Origin of the sequence: Neisseria sp. (assembly GCF_030523955.1) — a bacterium.
Classification (GTDB): Bacteria; Pseudomonadota; Gammaproteobacteria; order Burkholderiales; family Neisseriaceae; genus Neisseria.
Genome location: NZ_JAUNHL010000015.1, coordinates 13,732 through 31,757, shown reverse-complemented (window position 1 = coordinate 31,757; position 18,026 = coordinate 13,732). Strand labels below are relative to the sequence as shown.

Genomic DNA, 18,026 nt, shown 5'->3' with positions numbered 1-18,026 from the left:
ATGTGGAGTTCAAACGGCATTTTTTATTTTCAGCCTGCCTGAAAATGCTTCAAATCGGCATGGCTCGCAATGGAATAATGTTTTTCATCACTAATGTAGAAGTAATCCCTGTAATATGCGGTAATTGCGTTAAACGGCGGTCATATAATTGCTGAAACGACTTCATGTCTTGGGTAACAATGTGCAAAATAAAATCAGGGTCGCCTAACAGACTTTGAGCTTGAATAATTTCAGGAATATCCATTAAAGCTTGTTCAAATTCACGGATATTATCGCCACTATTATTTTTCATTTTCACAAACACAATGGCAGAAAAATTCAAGCCAATCCGTTCGGGATTGACTTCGGCACGATAACCGCTAATCACGCCATCTTCTTCCAGTTGCTTTAATCGTCTTTGACAAGGCGAGATGCTCAACCCCACTTTATCTGACAATTCCGTGAGAGAAATTCGCCCATTTTCTTGAATATAAGCTAAAATTTTCTTATCCAAATTATCCATACGCAAAAATTTTCCAAAAATAAGATAAATTATAGCAAAAAAACGCAAACTTTTTTATGGCAAAACCGGTACAATTATCTTATCAATTTAAACAACTTCTTTGGAGAGAATGATGAATTTTGATACAAAAATCAAAGTGATTTTGCGTGATGATTTGGCAACGTGGCAAGCATTAAATGTAACCGCCTTTTTGATGAGTGGCTTGGGTGCAACGCAAAATATTGTGGGCAAACCTTATCAAGATGCAAGTGGCATTCAGTATTTACCGATGAGCCAACAGCCGATTATGGTACATCAGGCAGACCGTGCGACATTGTTGGAAATTTTGCAAAGTGCCAATCAAAAAGAAATGGCGGTGGCAATTTATACCGAAGAATTATTCAAAACATACAATGATGTAGATAATCGTGCAGAAGTTGCCAAACATGAAACAGGCAATTTGAATTTGGTGGGTATTGCCATTCGTGGCAAGAAAAATGCGGTGGATAAATTAACCAAAGGCATTGCATTACACCCTTAAATTATCATGAAAAATGCCGTTTGAATTTGAGTTCAAACGGCATTTTTTATTGCAATAACCCTTTCAACCTTCCTGAAATGATTTTTCGGACTGGTTCAATGCGTGATCCAATGAAAATTTGCCTGCCCCAGCATGCCACAACAATAAAAACACCATGCAAAACAACGCTGCCGCCTCGCCTTTATTGCCCATCGGATTAAAAATACCGCCCGATGCCGCATGAAACATAAAATACGCCACCGCCATTTGTCCTACCAAAACAAAGGCAGTCAAACGGGTAAACAAACCCAAAATCAACAAGATACCGCCCACAATTTCCAGCACCCCCGCCACACCAAACATAGAAAATAATGGCACAGAACCATTACCTTTGGTCATAGACACAGGGAACTCAAAAAATTTCGCCGTGCCGTGCAACAAAAACATATAGCCCACCGCCACACGCGTCAGCAACAAAACGAACGGGTTGAATTGATGGGCTAATTTTTCAAATAAAGCATTCATGATGAATCCTAAAAAAGTTAAAAATAAAGAATGTATGCATTATAATGAAATAAAATCAGCGAAAAATACCGATTTTCGAATATCATTATTTCCTAATCTAAAACAATCCGGAAAAGCGTATGGACAAATTAACCGCCATCAAAGTGTTTTTATCGGTTGCCGAAACCGGCAGTTTTACCGCCGCCGCCGACCGTTTGGATATGTCCAAACCGATGATTACGCGCCACATTGCCCTGATGGAAGAATGGCTCAACGCCCGCTTGTTCCAACGCACCACACGGCAAGTCAGGCTCACGGATGCCGGCGAACAAGCCTTGGTGTTTTGCCAAAAAATGCTGGCCTTAAGCGGCGAAATGGAACAGGAATTGGCGGCACAGCAAGGCGATTTGCGCGGCAATATCCGTTTGAGCAGCAGCGGTTCGTTTGGGGCGGTGCATTTGACGCAAGCGGTCAATGTGTTTTTGCGCGAACATCCGAATTTAAGCATTCATTTGGAATTAAGCGACAAATTGCTGGATTTGGTGGCTGAGCGCATTGATCTGGCGGTGCGCATTACCAACCACCCCGATCCGAATTTAGTGGCGCGCAAATTGGCCCCCTGCCGCTCGCTGATTGTGGCTACGCCCGAGTATTTGGCTCGCTTCGGCACGCCCAAGCACCCCGAAGATTTGCGGCACCATCGCTATTTGACCCACGCCAACATTAACCGCAAAGAATGGTATTTTTATCAAGAAAATCAGGAATTGGTATTGGAATTAACCAGCCAGTTAACCACCAATGAAACCACCGTGCTGCTCAACAGTGTGTTGTCGCACAGCGGCGTGGCGATGCTGCCGAAATATTTGCTTGAAGATTATCTGCAAAACGGGCAACTGCAAGCGGTGCTCACCGATTGGCAGTTGCCCGAGTTTACGATTTATCTGCTTTATCCCTCCCGGCATAAATTGCCGTTGGCGGTGCGGGCGCTGGTGGATTTTTTGGCGGGGTATTTTGCAGATAGGGATTGGTAGAATGCTTTCAGACAGGCATAAAACTGCCTGAGGCTGCCTGAAACAAAAAAGCATTTCGCCACAAGGTTGAGCGTGCCGATGGATCGTATCTTTAATTCTTTCCACACCGTAAATCGCAAAATGCACGGTATGGCCGTTTCGGACACCAAAAAGTAGGCTTTTGGCGGAAGCCGTTTTTGGCTCACCAAAGCAACCAAAGGATTTCATCATGCGTTGCGTACCGCTTGAGTTATACCCAAATTTGATCCAAGTATCTTGCATTCACCAAATTACTGATAAATAAAAATAATTAATAAATATCGAGTATCAAGTTGTATCATGTTTTTAAATTTGATTGGCTATCGCGAATCCGGCGCCGGTTAACAAAATGCCTGTCTGAAAACATTTTCAGACAGGCATTTCTCTATAGCGGATTCAATTACTTCGATACAAGGCAGCAAGCCGCAGCAACGACGTAGCGAAAATTAAGTTAATCCGCTATGAATAAAAACATCCATCAAAAGCGGAATATCCGCTTATTTCCACACCAGCAAAGCATGGTTGCGTTTACCGCGGCGCAGAATGGTGTATTTGCCGAAGCGTTTGTGCGCATCGGTTAACAGATAGGCATCGTCGGGTTTTTCCGGTGCATGATCAGGGTTGTTTAACGCCACCGCGCCGCCGTTGGCCAGCACCGCCTTGCTGTTGACAAAGCCGCGCGCTTCTTTGTTCGACTGCGCCAAACCCGACAACACCAGCGCTTCCACCACGTTTACGCTGCCGGACACTTCAAACGCAGGCAAACCGTCGAGCGCGAGCTGCCCGAAATCGGATTCGGTAAGGCTGCTCTGATCTTCGGCAAACAGGCTCTCCGAAATACGCTGCGCCGCCTGTAAAGCCGCTTCGCCGTGAATCAGGCGGGTCATTTCTTCGGCCAAAATACGTTGCGCTTCGGGTTTGGTGCCGCTCTCTTTATCTTTCGCTTCGATGGCATCAATCTCCTCAACCGATAAGAAAGTAAAATATTTCAGAAATTTATACACATCGGCATCGGCCACTTTCAGCCAGAACTGGTAAAACTGATAGGGCGAGGTTTTTTCCGCGCTCAGCCACACCGCGCCGCCTTCGGTTTTGCCGAATTTGGTGCCGTCGGATTTGGTAACCAGCGGCAGGGTCAGGCCGTACACCGTGGCTTTGTTGAGGCGGCGGGCAAGGTCGATGCCGCCGGTGATGTTGCCCCATTGGTCGGAGCCGCCGATTTGCAGCCGCACGCCGTGGCGCTTGTTTAACTCGGCAAAATCATAGCCCTGCAACAGCGCATAGGCGAACTCGGTAAACGAAATGCCCGCATCGTCGCGCTCAATGCGCTGCTTCACCGATTCTTTGTTCAGCATCGCGTTCACCGAAAAATGCTTGCCGATGTCGCGCAGAAAATCCAGGCAGTTCATGCCGCCGAACCAATCGTAATTGTTGGCCATAACGGCGGGGTTTTCGCCTTCGAAACTTAAAAACGGCTGCAACTGGCCGCGGATTTTTTCCACCCAGCCCGCCACCGTTTCCGCCGTGTTCAGGCTGCGCTCGGCGGCTTTGAAGCTCGGATCGCCGATCATGCCGGTTGCTCCGCCCACCAGCGCAACCGGCGTGTGGCCGGCCAGTTGGAAACGGCGCAAAGCCAACACCGGCAGCAGATGGCCGATATGCAGGCTGTCGGCGGTGGGGTCGAAACCGCAATAGAGCGCGATTTTTTCTTCGTTTAACAAAGCGTCTAAGGCTTCGGCATCGGTGGTCTGCGCGATCAGGCCGCGCGCTTGGAGGTCTTGGATAACTGAGGTCATGTGGTTTCCGTTGTTAAGCTGCTGCCGGCCTAAGATGGCCGAATCGATAAAAATAAACGCGTATTTTACACCAAGCTCTATATAAACGGGCAGCGCCACCGACAAACATCAAGCCAAATATTGCCTGAGACCTTTGCAAAAAAGTTTTTAATCCTGAATTTATTGATATCTCGTCATACTCGAGCTTGAGGCCAGTGTTTTCAGGTATCGAAAAGAATTTTGCAAAGGTCTCTGCCTATCAAGAATTTAATCCGGCAAAAAAGAGAGCCTAAGCTCTCTTTTTCTGCAAAACATATCGCCCGCCTATTAATGACGGCCATGCCCTCGACCGCCACCGCGACGCTCCTCGTAACGAGCATGTCGTTGTACGCCACGGCGGTTATCGTACCGCGCTTGCTGACGCGCACCGTCTCTGCCACCATGGCCGATATAGTAGCGGTTATTATTATTGCGCTTGCTGGCGTGTTCGCGACGGTAATCCCGATAATTGGCATAACGGCGCGCTTCTTTGCCGCGCAGCATATCGCGGTTCACCGCTTCGCGGTAGGCTTCGTAGTCCTTACGGTTACGGAATTCGCGGCCGCCGTAGTAATAGCGGTTGTTGTGATAGCCTTCGCGGGTGTAATTGGCGTTGTTTTTCGCCAGCAGATTACCCAGCAGGCCGCCGGCTGCCGCGCCCAACAAAGTCGATTCCAAATTATTGCCAATCATGCTGCCGGCCACGCCGCCCACCGCCGCGCCCACGATGGTACCTTGGGTACGGTTCATTTCCGCCATCGCCATCGGGCTGGCTACCAATGCAACCGCTGTTAATAAGCCGGTTAAGCGAGTACTGATTTTCATTGTGTCTGCTCCTTTTTTGGTTTTAATGTTTATGCGCCGGTAGCCGAAGCCGCCTGACGATGGCTTGATTATGCGGCGGAACCTGAAAATCCGCCCCGCTCTTAGCATAAGTTTAATTTTGGTTTACGCAAAAAATGGCTTGTACGTTGCATTTTACCTACAACCATGAATGTAAATATTTCAGACAGGCATTAATAAAGCCGGCAATTGCCGGCTATTTGAAAATATCCTTTCACAGTTGATGCTACAAAGTCAGTGCTAGCTATAAATAACTGATTGCACACAACGATCGAAAAAAACACAATAGAGCCTGATCTTTTATTCATTTGATAAAACACAGCTAAGGCTTAAGCGCTAGTGGCTTGCAAGATTAAGCCGCGCGACTGGGGGTTTTGGAGAACGGTCATTTCTATCTTCCTTTACACATTACGCTTTTATAATCTTTGGTATTTTTCAAGTTTGATTTTGTTGGCTTTTATCTATCAGCCATTGCATCATAGAGGTACAATCAATTACTTGCTTTTTGTATTTATTCCAATTGCCGACATACTTGTTTCCGTGAAACATATTATTTCGATAACGGATAATGACGCAAAATGTAAACTTAATGACGTCAGATGGAGTTGACTTGAATTGATTAAAATCATTTTCCAAAAAGCATCGAAATAAATATTCTTCAGAGCTTTTTCGATTACCGTGAAAAAGAGCTTTTACGTATTTGTCATTACCTTTGTATCGGTCAAAAAAGGTTTGAACTGTTTCGGTAAACTCATCATCGATAAACCCAGATAATCGATTGATTTTATCATTATTTAAAGCACTTCTTAACTGGCAATTTTTTTCAAATAGGCAAATTTCAAAGATGTTCCAAGTCATAAGGAAGTATAAAGCGAAATCATATTTAATGATTTCCTCCATATCAGCATCATTTGCTTTGAATCTAGATTTTAACCAATCTTTGACTTGTTCGAGTGATTCTGTATTTTCCATTTTTTAGGTAACGGTTCATGAAATAAAACCATTTTTCAGACGGCCTTTCTTTTATTAATAGCAGGCCGTCTGAAAGTGATTACACATTAAACAAGAAATGAATCACATCGCCGTCCTGCACCACATATTCCTTGCCTTCGGCGCGCATTTTGCCGGCTTCTTTGGCTTTGGCTTCGCCGCCGAGACTAACGAAATCGTCGTAGGCAATCACTTGGGCGCGGATAAAGCCGCGTTCGAAATCGGTGTGGATCACGCCGGCGGCTTGCGGGGCGGTGTCGCCTTTGTGAATCGTCCACGCGCGCACTTCTTTTACGCCGGCGGTGAAATAGGTTTGCAGGCCGAGCAAATCGTAGCCGGCGCGGATTAAGCGGTTCAAGCCCGGCTCTTCCAAGCCCATTTCGGCGAGGAATTCGGCTTTTTCTTCGTCTTCGAGTTCGGCGATTTCGCTCTCCAACGCGGCGCACACGGCCACCACGGGGGCGTTTTCTTTGGCGGCCAATTCTTTCAGGCGGTCCAAGTGCGGGTTGTTTTCAAAGCCGTCTTCGGCGACGTTGCCGACATACATGGCGGGCTTGGCGGTAAGCAGGAACAGCGGGCGCAACATGGCCAGATCTTCGGCATCGAGGCCGAACGAGCGCACGGGTTTGCCTTCGTTGAGGTGCGGCAGCAGTTTTTCGCACAGGGCAACCAGTTTTTGCGCATCTTTGTCGCCGGATTTGGCGCGTTTGCCTTCGCGCACGATGGCTTTTTCCACACTGGCCAAGTCCGCCAGCGCCAGCTCGGTGCCGATGGTTTCGATGTCGGCAATGGGATCGACTTTGCCGGAAACGTGCACGATGTTGTCGTCGTCGAAACAGCGCACCACGTTCACGATGGCATCGGTTTCGCGGATATTGGCGAGAAACTGGTTGCCCAAGCCTTCGCCTTTGCTGGCGCCGGCCACTAAGCCTGCGATGTCAACGAATTCGACGATGGCGGGCTGCATTTTCTGCGGGTTGACGATTTTCGCCAGCGCATCCATGCGCGGGTCGGGCACTTCGACGATGCCGACGTTGGGTTCGATGGTGCAGAAGGGGTAGTTGGCCGCTTCGATGCCCGATTGGGTGAGCGCGTTGAAGAGGGTGGATTTGCCGACGTTGGGCAGGCCGACGATGCCGCATTTTAAGCTCATGGGTATTCCTGAAATAGGTGAAATTTAACGCGCGATTGTAGCATATTTCGATTCCCTTTTGCTGGCATGCCGCCCTCTCCTATCCGCTATTCAATCTGTTAAAAAGCCTGTCTGAAAATCATGTTTTTTCAGACAGGCATTATCCGTGAGCCGATTATTCGCGCGTTATTTCACCAAGCGGTTTTTTCTTTTTCCTCATTAATAAGAAGCAACCGATCAATAACTGTATCCATGTTGAAATCAAAGACATGTATTGATCTTGCAAAACTTGGGTCATTAACGGGTAAGCGGAAATCGCATAAAGAATAATATAGAACTCATTGCCTCGGCATGCTTTTTTGTATAAATACCAATGTATGGGTAAAAACAATACGGGAATAAAAAAGCCGGCTATGGCAAAGTCTCGAACGTATACTTCATAAACGGTATAGAGATTGGTGGGAACCGGCGTAAATTCGTAGCCCCGAACCAGCGATATGGGCGGATTGGTCAGCCCGAAAGCGGAAAGTACGCTGAAGAAAAAGCGCAAAGAATAATCACCGAAAGCCGGCGAATTAAAATCACTCATCTGAAGCGATAGCGCAACAAAAGGGGCAATTAAATAGTTATGCACACTATCGATAAAACTCAAGATATTATCGCCGAATGATGCATCGGCCGAAGCTCCTTTGGAAGTTAACAAGGCCACCAGTAAAAACATACTCAATAATCCTCCGCTTAACACCAGCAAACTTTTTGCCTTTATCTTGCCCAACAAAGCCAAAGGAATAACGGTGAAAAGGAAAATCATCAAAAAGAATGTACGCCCGGTAGTCAGAAAAGCATAAAACAATGCAAGCAGTACCGCCAATACCGCTTGCCATTTATTTAATTGTTTTTTCGCCGCATAAAACACGCCGATGGCCGCACTCAAAAACGCAAAGGTAAACAGATAACCCAATCTGCCCATATCTTTGCCCTCATTATTAAAGGCATAGCGTAATCGTGTATAACCGGTGCTGGTAAAAATATTCTGCCCCGCATAGCCGACCACCATTTGGTAAAACTCAGGCAATGCCAGAATCAAAATAATTTGCACCAACGTAAACAGCTTTTTATTCAATACATATTCGTAAGGCAGCTCTTGCGACTTGGCGATCGGCTTACCTAACTGAGTCGCGACCATAATGCAAAAGGCAAATAGATGCACACATATCTGGATCAGCAGGTATTCTTCCGAAACGGCATAATAAACATCTTGAAAGAGCATATAGATGATAAAAATAGCCGCCCACACACCGAAATACAGCGTGAAAGGGTTGAAGGGGCCATACCTGCCTAATTTGGCTACAAATAAGCCAAATAGAGTAATTGCAATCAGAATACAAAGTATAAAAATCGTTAGCATATTGCGTACTTATCAAAGTCAAATCGAGTAAACCAAATCTAATATTTGGTTGCATTATAAAACTCAATTCACTTAATTGTAAGCAAAATAGCTATTTTATGTAATGATTTGTTCATGCCAAATTCATTATTACCGCCGTTATTAAATTATTTAAACAGCAAAATCAACACCAGCGCCACCGCAATCACGGCCAGCCACAGGCTTTGCCGCTGTTGGATTTTCACCAGATGCAGATAGGCGTCGCGCATTTCCTGCTGGCGGGTTTCATCAACCAGCGCGTTGATTTTGCGCGGCAGCGCGGGCAGGATTTGCGCCCAGTCGGGCGCTTCGTTTTTCAGTTGTTGGATAAACGCTTTGGGGCCGACCTGCTCGTTCATCCATTTGGTTAAAAACGGCTTGGCGGTGTCCCACAAATCCAAATCGGGGTCGAGCTGGCGGCCCAAACCTTCGATATTGAGCAGGGTTTTCTGCAACAACACGAGCTGCGGCTGGATTTCGACATTAAAGCGACGGCTCACTTCAAACAGGCGCATCAGCACCAGGCCGAACGATATTTGCGACAGCGGCTTGTTGAAAATCGGTTCGCACACCGAGCGCACGGCGGCTTCCAGCTCTTCGGCGCGGGTGTCGGGCGGCACCCAGCCCGATTCGATGTGGGCGGTGGCCACGCGGTGGTAGTCGCGGTTGAAAAAGGCGAGGAAATTGATTGCCAGATAACGTTTGTCGTAATCGGTGAGGCTGCCGACAATGCCGAAATCGAGCGCGATATAGCGGCCGTCGTCGGCCACCAAAATATTGCCGGGGTGCATATCGGCATGGAAAAAGCCGTTGCGGAACACTTGGGTAAAGAAAATTTCCACGCCGTAACGGGCGAGTTGCCGCAAGTCGATGCCTTTGGCTTTCAAAGCGGCAATATCGGCTACCGGCGTGCCATCCATCCATTCGATGGTGAGCACGTCGCGGCTGCAATAGTCGTAATACACTTTGGGCACGATCAGCATGGTGCTGTCTTTAAAATTGCGACCGAGTTGGCTGGCGTTGGCCGCTTCGCGCATCAGATCGAGTTCGTCGTGCAGGTATTTGTCGAATTCGGCCACCACTTCGCGCGGCTTTAAGCGCTTGCCGTCGGCAAACAGCCGCTCCACCCAGCCCGCGCCGAAGCGCAGCAGCGCCAAATCCTGCTCGATTACCGGCACCAAATTGGGGCGCAGCACTTTCACCGCCACCTCTTCGCCGCTGTGCAAACGGGCTTTGTGCACCTGCGCAATCGAGGCGCTGGCCACCGGCACGGTTTCAAATTCGGCATACAGCGCCTCAATCGGCTGCCCCAGCGAGGCTTCGATCTGGCGGCGCGACAATTCGGCATCAAACGGCGGCACGCGGTCTTGCAGCTTGGCCAACTCCTGCGCGTAATCGTGCGGAATCAGGTCGGGGCGGGTGGAGAGTACCTGTCCGAACTTCACGAATATCGGCCCCAAACTCTCCAGCGCTTCGCGCAGGCGAACCGGCAAAGCCTTATCACGCTCCTGTTGCGATTGCGGTAATTTCTGAATCAGCGCGCGCAGCCAGCCTTGGCGGATGTGGCCGGCAAAAATATCCGTCAACCCATAGCGGTAGACGGTTTTGGCAATCACGGTAGAGCGTTTGAGCCATTTCATGGTAAGTAATCTGTAACAATCGGAAAAGCCGTATTATAGTATAAAGTCACCAACGGCATGCCTACTTACTGTTTGCCGTTTGGCCGAATATGCCTGTCTGAAAGTGATCAGACCTATTTTCCGCCAAACAAAAATTTTCCTTTTAAATCAAAATACAGCAATATTATTCATAAAGAAAAAGAATATTTTTCACAAAATAAATCATTTTTCATCTTGATTTCAATAGCTTAAGCACATACCCTATATCAAACTCATTCATATTTTTTCAGACAGGCATCCATCCGTGCCTGCCAAACCGTTTTCCGAGACCGCTTTCATGATTGCCCCGCAAAAAAAACTCAGCTTCGAATTCTTCCCCACCCGCACCCCGGAAGGCCGCGCCAAACAAATCATCACCCGCAAGCAACTTAGCCAATACAATCCCGAATTTTTCTCCTGCACCTCCGGTGCCGGCGGCTCCACCAAAGAAGGCACCATGCAGGCGATTACCGATATTCTGAACGAAGGCATCGCCGCCGCCCCTCACCTGCCCTGTATCGGCGAAACCCCCGAAGAAATCAAAGAATTGCTCAACACCTATAAAGACATGGGCGTACGCCATATCGTGGCACTGCGCGGCGATATACCCTCCGGCGTCGGCGTCGGCATGAGCGGCTTGCGTTATGCCAACGAATTGGTCGAGCTGATTAAAAACGAATACGGCGACTACTTCCATATCGAAGTGGCCGCCTATCCCGAATACCACCCGCAATCGCGCAGCGCAGAAGACGATTTGAACAATTTCGTACGCAAAGCCAAAGCCGGTGCCGATTCGGCGATTACCCAATATTTCTACAACCCGGACGCTTATTTCCGCTTTGTGGACGACGTGCAGGGCCGCGGCGTCGACATCCCGATTATCCCCGGCATCATGCCGATTGCGAGCTTTTCCAAACTGGCCCGCTTCTCCGACACCTGCGGCGCGGAAATCCCGCGCTGGCTGCGCCTGAAGCTGCAATCCTATGCCGACGACACCGCTTCCATCAAAGCGTTGGCACTCGATGTGGTTACCGAAATGTGCGAACGCCTGCTGCGCGAAGGTGCGCCCAGCCTGCATTTCTATACCCTAAACCAAGCCGGCTTGGTATCCACGATTTGCCAGCGCCTAGGGTATTAAGCAGCGGTCCGAATGGTTTTTTATCCATTCTTTTCCCTATGCCTGTCTGAACAAATGCCTGTCTGAACTATTTTTCAGACAGGCATTACCGTTTGCCAAACATAGGCCTAAAAACGATTCTCCATCCGCCCTATTCAATCCCCGCCCATTTATGCGTCTGCACACTCAATTGCCAATGCACGGCGGCATCGGGGCGGCTGTTTAACAGGCCGATTTGGCGGATAGTGTCGTAGATATTCATTTCACCGTTTCGTTCGCAAGGCGAAAGATAATAATGTTCGGCGCGGATTTTCTGCTCCATCGTCGCGCAAAACGCCAGCACATCGCCGTCGGCCACGATGCGCACTTCGTCTGCCGTTTCAATGCACTGCTGTTCATACTTGGCCGCGTAGCAGGCTTTCGGGCTGGCGGCCACATAATCGATTTGCGGCGGCGCGGGATTCAACCCATTGGTTTCCAAATAAAGGCGGTAGCCGGCCGATTTCAAGGCATCGAGCAACACTGCCAAATGAGGCTGTATGGTCGGTTCGCCGCCGGTGATGATGATGTTGCGGGCGGTATAACTTTTCAGACGGCCTAAAATGTCCGCTAGGTTCATCATCGTGAACGTGAGGTAATCGGTGTCGCACCAAGCGCAGGCGAGATTGCATTTGCCCAAGCGGATAAACACGGCGCTCATGCCGGTGTTGTAGCCTTCGCCTTGCAGGCTCTCGAAAATTTCGACGATGCGGTATGCGGGGTTTTCGGGGCGGATTTCGGTCATGCTGCGCCCCACACGGCCAAAAACGCCAACAGCGCGGGCAAGCCCTGTTTGATGAGAATCCCTTTGTTTGAGGTAACGGCCCCCCAAAGGGCGGCGGTTATCACGAAGCCGAGAAACAGCAAGGTGGCTTCGGTGCCGGTGTTTTCCGGCGCGAAAAACTGCGCCCATACGATGCCGGCGGCCAGAAAACCGTTATACAACCCCTGGTTGCTGAACATCACCTGCACGCGCTTTTGCTGCATAAATTCTTCGGGCAGACCGAAAATGCGGGCGGCCTGCGGGCTGGGGATTTTGCACATTTCGAGATACATAATATAAAAATGTTCGGCGGCCACGATTAAGGCCAATATGGTTGCTAAGGTTTGCATGGTTTAGTTTCCTTCATATTCGGCGCACGAGGTGGGTGTTTCCCACAGTTTGACGCTGCACACGGGCAGTCCGGCGCTTTTCAGACGGCCAAAGATTTCCACACTCAGGTTTTCGGCGGTGGTGCGGCGGTTTAGGCGCAGGGTTTTCATCTGCCAGCCCTCCAGCAAGGCGGCGATTTGGCTTTCGCGCGCGTTGCCGCCGTGGTAGATGAAGGCGTGGTCGAACGGCTCGATAACGGTTTGTTTGACAATGGTTTTCAAGTCGGCAAAGTCCATCACCATGCCCGCTTTGGCGCCTGCTTCGATCAGGCCGTCTGAAACGGTGATTTCGAGCGAATACGTGTGGCCGTGCAGGTTTTGGCATTTGCCGTCGTGGCCGTCGAGCATATGGGAGGAATCGAAGGTGAAGATTTTGGTGATTTTCATGCTGTTTTGCCCGCCAAGTATTCTGTTAAACCGCGCTCGCGCAGCACGCAGCTCGGGCATTCGCCGCAGCCGCCCGCCACGCCGTGGTAGCAGGTGTGGGTGTGTTCGCGGATATAGTCCAAACAGCCTAATTCGTCGGCCAGTGCCCAGGTTTGCGCTTTGGTGAGGTACATCAGCGGCGTGTGGATTTGGAAATCGTAGTCCATCGCCAGATTGAGGGTGACGTTCATCGATTTGATGAAGATGTCGCGGCAGTCGGGGTAGCCGGAAAAGTCGGTTTCGCACACGCCGGTAATGAGGTGGCGGGCGTTACGGCTTTTGGCGTAGATGGCGGCGTACAGCAGAAACAGGGCGTTGCGGCCGTCGACGAAGGTGTTGGGCACACCGCCTGCGGGGGCTTGGATTTCGGCGGTTTCGTCCATTAGCGCGTTATGGGTGATTTGCTGCATCAGGCTCAAATCGAGCACGGTTTGGCGTACGCCCAAATCTTGGGCGATCCAGCGGGCGCGTTCCAGCTCGATGGCGTGGCGCTGGCCGTATTGGAAGGTGATGGCTTCAACGTTGTCGTTGCCGTATCGGCGGATGGCCTGAATCAGGCAGGTGGTGGAATCCTGGCCGCCTGAAAAGACGACCACGGCTTTTTGAGGGTTCATGGCGGGTTCCTAGTTTTGTTGTCGCGGGATGGATTGCGAACCGCGTATTGATTGAAGCGGCGATTATACAGGATTTGCGTACAACGGTTTCCCTGCTGCTTATGCCTGTCTGAAAACTTTCAGACAGGCATTTTCCATTGTATTTCGACCATAAAAAGCTTGTGAATTCATGACAATAAAATAAAACAGCTCACCCTTTATCACCTTAGCCAAACAATTAATCCAGCCTCTATTGCCAATATCGTAAATTTATGTAAGATTCACGTTTGAAAACTATTTTAAACACATTAAAAAAACTCAAACTACTCATTATGACCAACACCACTTCGGGGCCTGCCGACCATCCTTCGCGTTTCCAGCGCTTTATCCGCTGGCTAAGCCAGAGCGAGCGTATCCTGCCTTACCAGCTCATCTGGCTGGACATTATTTTCTCCGCCTGCGGCGCTTATCTGCTGATACACAGCCAAGAAAGCATCGCGCTGATCGGTTGCGCGTTATTGATTCAATTGCGTTTGTTTTGCAATTTGCTGGAAAACGGCATCCGCCGCGAGCAACAACTGTTTACCCCGCTATCAGAGGTGTGGCGTGATTTAACCGACCGCTTCTGCGACAGTGTGTTAATCGTTGCCTTGGGGCATGCCATCGGCCAGGCGTGGCTGGGTTGGCTGGCGGCATTGCTGACCTTGTTTTCATCCTACGCCCGCCTGCTGCTTCACAATTCCGGCTTGGCCGACAACAGCAACCACCTGCGCGATACCTACCCGCGCCTGCTGCTGCTTACCGCCACCTGCCTGCTGGGCGCTGTCGAACATCACTTTATGGCTACCAATTTCCTGCTCGGCATGGCCTTGGTGCTGATTACCCTCGACAGCCTGTGGACTTTCTGCCGCCGCATCCGTCATTTGGTCAAATCCTTGCAAACTTAATATCCTCTTTATCGTGTTCAACGTTTTCTTACCCACCGTATGCCTGTCTGAAAACCGCATACGGCCGCGTTCGTTTTTCCGACCGTTTTCCGCTAAAATAGTATTCTTTTGATTTTCATTTTTCGAGTATTTTCATGTTAGTCCTCGGCATCGAATCCTCCTGCGATGAAACCGGCGTCGCGCTTTACGATACCGCACGCGGCCTCATCGGCAACCAGTTGCATACCCAAATGGCCATGCACGCCGAATACGGCGGTGTGGTGCCGGAATTGGCCAGCCGCGACCACATCCGCCGGCTGGTACCGCTAACCGAAGCCTGTCTGAAAGAAGCCGGCGTTTCCTATGGCGACATCGATGCGGTGGCGTTTACCCAAGGCCCCGGCCTCGGCGGAGCCTTACTGGCCGGCTCCAGCTATGCCAATGCACTGGCGTTTGCCTTGGGCAAACCGGTGGTGCCGGTGCACCATCTCGAAGGCCACCTGCTCTCGCCGCTGCTGGCCGACGAGCAACCGCCCTTCCCCTTTGTCGCCCTGCTGGTTTCCGGCGGCCATACCCAATTGATGGCGGTACGCGGTATCGGCGACTACACCCTGTTGGGCGAAAGCGTGGACGATGCCGCCGGCGAAGCCTTCGATAAAACCGCCAAACTGCTCGGTCTGCCCTATCCCGGCGGCGCACGCTTATCCGAGCTGGCCAAACTCGGTCGTCCCGATGCCTTCAACTTTCCGCGCCCGATGCTGCATTCGCACGATTTGCAAATGAGCTTTTCCGGTTTGAAAACCTCGGTATTAACCACCGTACAGAAAACGCGCGAGGCCCACGGCGGCGAGTTGCCCGATTCCGTCCGCAACGACATCTGCCGCGCCTTTCAAGATGCTGTGGTCGACGTATTGGCCGCCAAAGCCGCCAAAGCGATGCAACAAACCGGTTTTGGCACTTTGGTGGTCGCCGGCGGCGTCGGCGCCAACTGGAAGCTGCGCGAAACGCTCGGCAAACTGCACATCCGCCGCAGCCCGCGCGCCAAGCCGGAGCCGGTAAAGGTTTACTTTCCGCCGCTGCCGCTGTGTACCGACAACGGCGCCATGATTGCCTTCGCCGGCGCCATGCGTCTCGACGGTGCACAAACAGCCGGCGCTTTTAACGTACGGCCGCGCTGGCCGCTGGCCGAAATCGTACGCAGCGGCGATACGCCGGTATCAGCCGTTTAACCATCGTTTTCAAGCCATCGCGTTTGCTGCGATTGGTTTCCATGTGAAAAGTCCAACAAAAATGCCTGTCTGAAAATCTTTTCAGACAGGCATACTTTATATAACAACAGCGTTATTCCTTAATCAAACGCTTGGACAACTCTTCCAAAGGCACGCCTTTGGTTTCCGGCATCATAAATTTCACGAACAACAGCTGCAACACCATCATACCGGTAAAGATCATAAAGACCGAGCTGGCGCCGATGGTATCAAACAAAAACGGAATCATCGCCGGAATCGCCGCCGCCAATACCCAGTGGGTACTGCTGCCCAAAGCCTGCCCTTGCGCGCGCAGGTGGCTGGGGAAAATTTCCGAAATAAACACCCAAATCACCGCCCCTTGGCCAACCGCGTGCGCCGCGATAAACAGGAAGAACAGGAAAGGTACGATGGTACCGCTCCAGCTTTGCAAAAACGCCAACGAAATCAGGCCGAGCGAAATAATATAGCCGAAAGAGCCGATATACATCAAAGTACGGCGCCCCAATTTATCGATCAGCAACAGGCCCAGCAGCGTGAAGACCAAATTCACCACGCCCACGCCTACGCTGCTGAACAAAGCGGCGTCCTTTTCCAAACCGGCGATTTCGAAAATCCGCGGTGCATAATAAAGGAAAGCATTGATACCGGAGAACTGGTTGAAAAACGCCACCAAAACCGCCAACCACACCAGCAAACGGTATTTGCCCAGCCAGATGCTTTCGCTGCCGTGGCTCGCATCTTCTTTGCCCGCTTCGATCAACTCATTCAAATCGCGGGTAGGGTCAATCTGGCGCAACACCGCACGCGCCTCGTCGTAACGACCTTTCATCATCAGCCAACGCGGCGACATCGGCACCGTCATCACCATCAAGGTGTAAATAAAGGCCGGCAGTGCCTCGATACCGATCATCCAACGCCAAGCCATATCACCCAAACCGGCATTGGCAAACAGATAATTCGACAAGAAAGCGATCAGAATACCGAAAACGATATTGAACTGATACATCGCCACCAAGCGGCCGCGGCGCTCGGCAGGCGCAATTTCCGAAACATACGCCGGTGCCGCAATCGTCGACGCGCCTACGCCCAAGCCGCCGATAAAGCGGAAAAAGGCAAACGACCAAGGATCCGACACCACCGCCGAACCGACCGCCGAAACGGTATACAGCACGCCGATAATAATCAGCGTTTTTTTACGGCCCAGCGCATCGGTGGGCCAGCCACCGAACATCGCACCGATTACCGTCCCCCATAGCGCGGAAGACATCACCACCACACCATGGAACAAACTGGCACTGCCAAAGAGCGTATAGTGCCCCCACATTTCGGAAAGCGATTTCTCGGCACCGGAAATCACCACCGTATCGAAGCCGAACAGAAAGCCGGCCAGCGCGACCGTAATCGACCAAAACAGGATTTTAGACTGATTCATTATGAAGCGACCTTTTGGTTCATTAGAGACAAACCGGCACAGGCGTAGCCAACCGGTCGGAAACCGAGCAGACATCTTACGATTGTAGGTGCTTGAAGAGAAAGGCCGGGCATCACTAAGTTGAGGCTGCTCAACCCGGGCAGATGGAAAAACAGTGCCGGTTTTTTTAACCTGCTTATTATGGTCGGGAAAACGCATACGGCTGCTTATCCCGTTAAATATTCTAGGGTCTGTCGACAATTAACCGGCGAAGCGGTTTTTTGAGACAAAAACCGCGTATGCAAGGCAAAAAGCACAGCAAGGTTGAACACCTTGCGAGCATTTTTAACGCCGCAGACGGGTTTTTTTGACCCAAAACACCGCCGTTGCGTTAATTGTCGACAGACCCTAGTGTCTTTACACTACGCTAAAATTCGCAACACTTCCTTACCCAATCGATTATTCGGTTACATTTCAAGATATCCGGTAGCTAATCATGCCCTTATTCTGGTTTCTGCAAAATTGCCGATAAATGGGGAAACTTTGCCAATGCCTGTCTGAAAACAAATCTGCCTCTTTTCAGACAGGCCTGCCCCTTTTTGTAACGGCCCAAGCGCTTATGATAAAATAGCGCACTTCGTACCGCCGTTTGTTGCGCTTTGCACAGCCGCCGTACCCGTTTTTGAGTATCCGGC

The 18,026-nt window shown here is 50.3% G+C and carries 18 protein-coding genes; 5 read left to right on the top strand and 13 right to left on the bottom strand.

Annotated features, from left to right (window positions below; translation table 11 throughout):
* Window positions 1-49: 49 nt before the first annotated feature.
* Window positions 50-502 carry an Lrp/AsnC family transcriptional regulator gene (locus Q4C79_RS04740; protein ID WP_303089879.1) on the bottom strand — a complete coding sequence of 151 codons (453 nt, stop codon included), beginning with the start codon at window positions 500-502 and terminating at the stop codon, window positions 50-52.
* A 109-nt stretch (window positions 503-611) separates the two neighbouring features.
* Between Q4C79_RS04740 and Q4C79_RS04735 the strand changes: the two genes are divergently transcribed.
* The gene (locus Q4C79_RS04735; RefSeq protein ID WP_303089878.1) at window positions 612-1,022 is read left to right on the top strand and encodes a DUF2000 domain-containing protein; all 411 of its coding nucleotides are present in this window, start codon (window positions 612-614) and stop codon (window positions 1,020-1,022) included.
* A 63-nt stretch (window positions 1,023-1,085) separates the two neighbouring features.
* Here the strand turns inward: Q4C79_RS04735 and Q4C79_RS04730 are convergent, their stop codons facing one another.
* A complete protein-coding gene (locus Q4C79_RS04730) occupies window positions 1,086-1,526 on the bottom strand; it encodes a DoxX family protein (RefSeq protein ID WP_303089877.1) in 441 nt (146 codons plus the stop codon).
* A 119-nt stretch (window positions 1,527-1,645) separates the two neighbouring features.
* Here Q4C79_RS04730 and Q4C79_RS04725 point away from each other — a divergent pair, with 119 nt between their 5' ends.
* Entirely contained in the window at window positions 1,646-2,536 is an 891-nt protein-coding gene (locus tag Q4C79_RS04725) for a LysR family transcriptional regulator (RefSeq protein ID WP_303089876.1), read from the top strand.
* A gap of 515 nt (window positions 2,537-3,051) precedes the next feature.
* On the opposite strand, the gene tyrS is transcribed toward Q4C79_RS04725, so the two are convergent.
* From tyrS to ubiB, 6 genes are all read right to left on the bottom strand, one after another.
* Entirely contained in the window at window positions 3,052-4,350 is a 1,299-nt protein-coding gene (gene tyrS, locus Q4C79_RS04720) for a tyrosine--tRNA ligase (RefSeq protein WP_303089875.1), read from the bottom strand.
* 306 nt (window positions 4,351-4,656) lie between these two features.
* Window positions 4,657-5,193, bottom strand: a complete 537-nt coding sequence (locus tag Q4C79_RS04715) for a glycine zipper 2TM domain-containing protein (RefSeq protein WP_303089874.1) — start codon at window positions 5,191-5,193, stop codon at window positions 4,657-4,659.
* A gap of 453 nt (window positions 5,194-5,646) precedes the next feature.
* Window positions 5,647-6,183 (bottom strand): hypothetical protein, encoded by a 537-nt coding sequence (locus Q4C79_RS04710; RefSeq protein WP_303089873.1) that lies wholly within the window; start codon window positions 6,181-6,183, stop codon window positions 5,647-5,649.
* A gap of 79 nt (window positions 6,184-6,262) precedes the next feature.
* Window positions 6,263-7,354 (bottom strand): redox-regulated ATPase YchF, encoded by a 1,092-nt coding sequence (gene ychF, locus Q4C79_RS04705; protein WP_303089872.1) that lies wholly within the window; start codon window positions 7,352-7,354, stop codon window positions 6,263-6,265.
* Between the two features lie 154 nt (window positions 7,355-7,508).
* Window positions 7,509-8,741, bottom strand: coding sequence for an O-antigen polymerase (locus tag Q4C79_RS04700; protein WP_303089871.1), 1,233 nt, complete (start codon window positions 8,739-8,741; stop codon window positions 7,509-7,511).
* Window positions 8,742-8,887: 146 nt separating this feature from the next.
* Entirely contained in the window at window positions 8,888-10,399 is a 1,512-nt protein-coding gene (ubiB, locus tag Q4C79_RS04695; RefSeq protein WP_303089870.1) for a ubiquinone biosynthesis regulatory protein kinase UbiB, read from the bottom strand.
* 316 nt (window positions 10,400-10,715) lie between these two features.
* On the opposite strand from ubiB, the gene metF reads away from it, so the two are divergent.
* Window positions 10,716-11,555, top strand: a complete 840-nt coding sequence (metF, locus tag Q4C79_RS04690; RefSeq protein WP_303089869.1) for a methylenetetrahydrofolate reductase [NAD(P)H] — start codon at window positions 10,716-10,718, stop codon at window positions 11,553-11,555.
* A 130-nt stretch (window positions 11,556-11,685) separates the two neighbouring features.
* Here metF and Q4C79_RS04685 read toward each other — a convergent pair whose 3' ends face one another.
* From Q4C79_RS04685 to queC, 4 genes are read right to left on the bottom strand one after another with little or no spacing between them, the layout of a single operon-like run.
* Complete coding sequence (locus Q4C79_RS04685) at window positions 11,686-12,318, bottom strand: 7-carboxy-7-deazaguanine synthase QueE (protein ID WP_303089868.1); 633 nt, start codon at window positions 12,316-12,318, stop codon at window positions 11,686-11,688.
* Window positions 12,315-12,686 (bottom strand): DUF1304 domain-containing protein, encoded by a 372-nt coding sequence (locus Q4C79_RS04680; protein ID WP_303089867.1) that lies wholly within the window; start codon window positions 12,684-12,686, stop codon window positions 12,315-12,317. Before Q4C79_RS04680 ends, Q4C79_RS04685 begins: the two co-directional genes overlap by 4 nt.
* 3 nt (window positions 12,687-12,689) lie before the next feature.
* Complete coding sequence (gene queD, locus Q4C79_RS04675; protein ID WP_085365053.1) at window positions 12,690-13,112, bottom strand: 6-carboxytetrahydropterin synthase QueD; 423 nt, start codon at window positions 13,110-13,112, stop codon at window positions 12,690-12,692.
* Window positions 13,109-13,765 (bottom strand): 7-cyano-7-deazaguanine synthase QueC, encoded by a 657-nt coding sequence (gene queC / locus Q4C79_RS04670; protein ID WP_303089866.1) that lies wholly within the window; start codon window positions 13,763-13,765, stop codon window positions 13,109-13,111. The genes queD and queC overlap by 4 nt, the downstream gene beginning before the upstream one ends.
* A gap of 266 nt (window positions 13,766-14,031) precedes the next feature.
* Here queC and Q4C79_RS04665 point away from each other — a divergent pair, with 266 nt between their 5' ends.
* Window positions 14,032-14,691, top strand: a complete 660-nt coding sequence (locus tag Q4C79_RS04665; RefSeq protein WP_303089865.1) for a CDP-alcohol phosphatidyltransferase family protein — start codon at window positions 14,032-14,034, stop codon at window positions 14,689-14,691.
* A gap of 134 nt (window positions 14,692-14,825) precedes the next feature.
* Entirely contained in the window at window positions 14,826-15,899 is a 1,074-nt protein-coding gene (tsaD, locus tag Q4C79_RS04660; RefSeq protein ID WP_303089864.1) for a tRNA (adenosine(37)-N6)-threonylcarbamoyltransferase complex transferase subunit TsaD, read from the top strand.
* 112 nt (window positions 15,900-16,011) lie between these two features.
* Here the strand turns inward: tsaD and Q4C79_RS04655 are convergent, their stop codons facing one another.
* The gene (locus Q4C79_RS04655) at window positions 16,012-17,352 is read right to left on the bottom strand and encodes a sugar porter family MFS transporter (protein ID WP_303089863.1); all 1,341 of its coding nucleotides are present in this window, start codon (window positions 17,350-17,352) and stop codon (window positions 16,012-16,014) included.
* Window positions 17,353-18,026 lie beyond the last annotated feature (674 nt).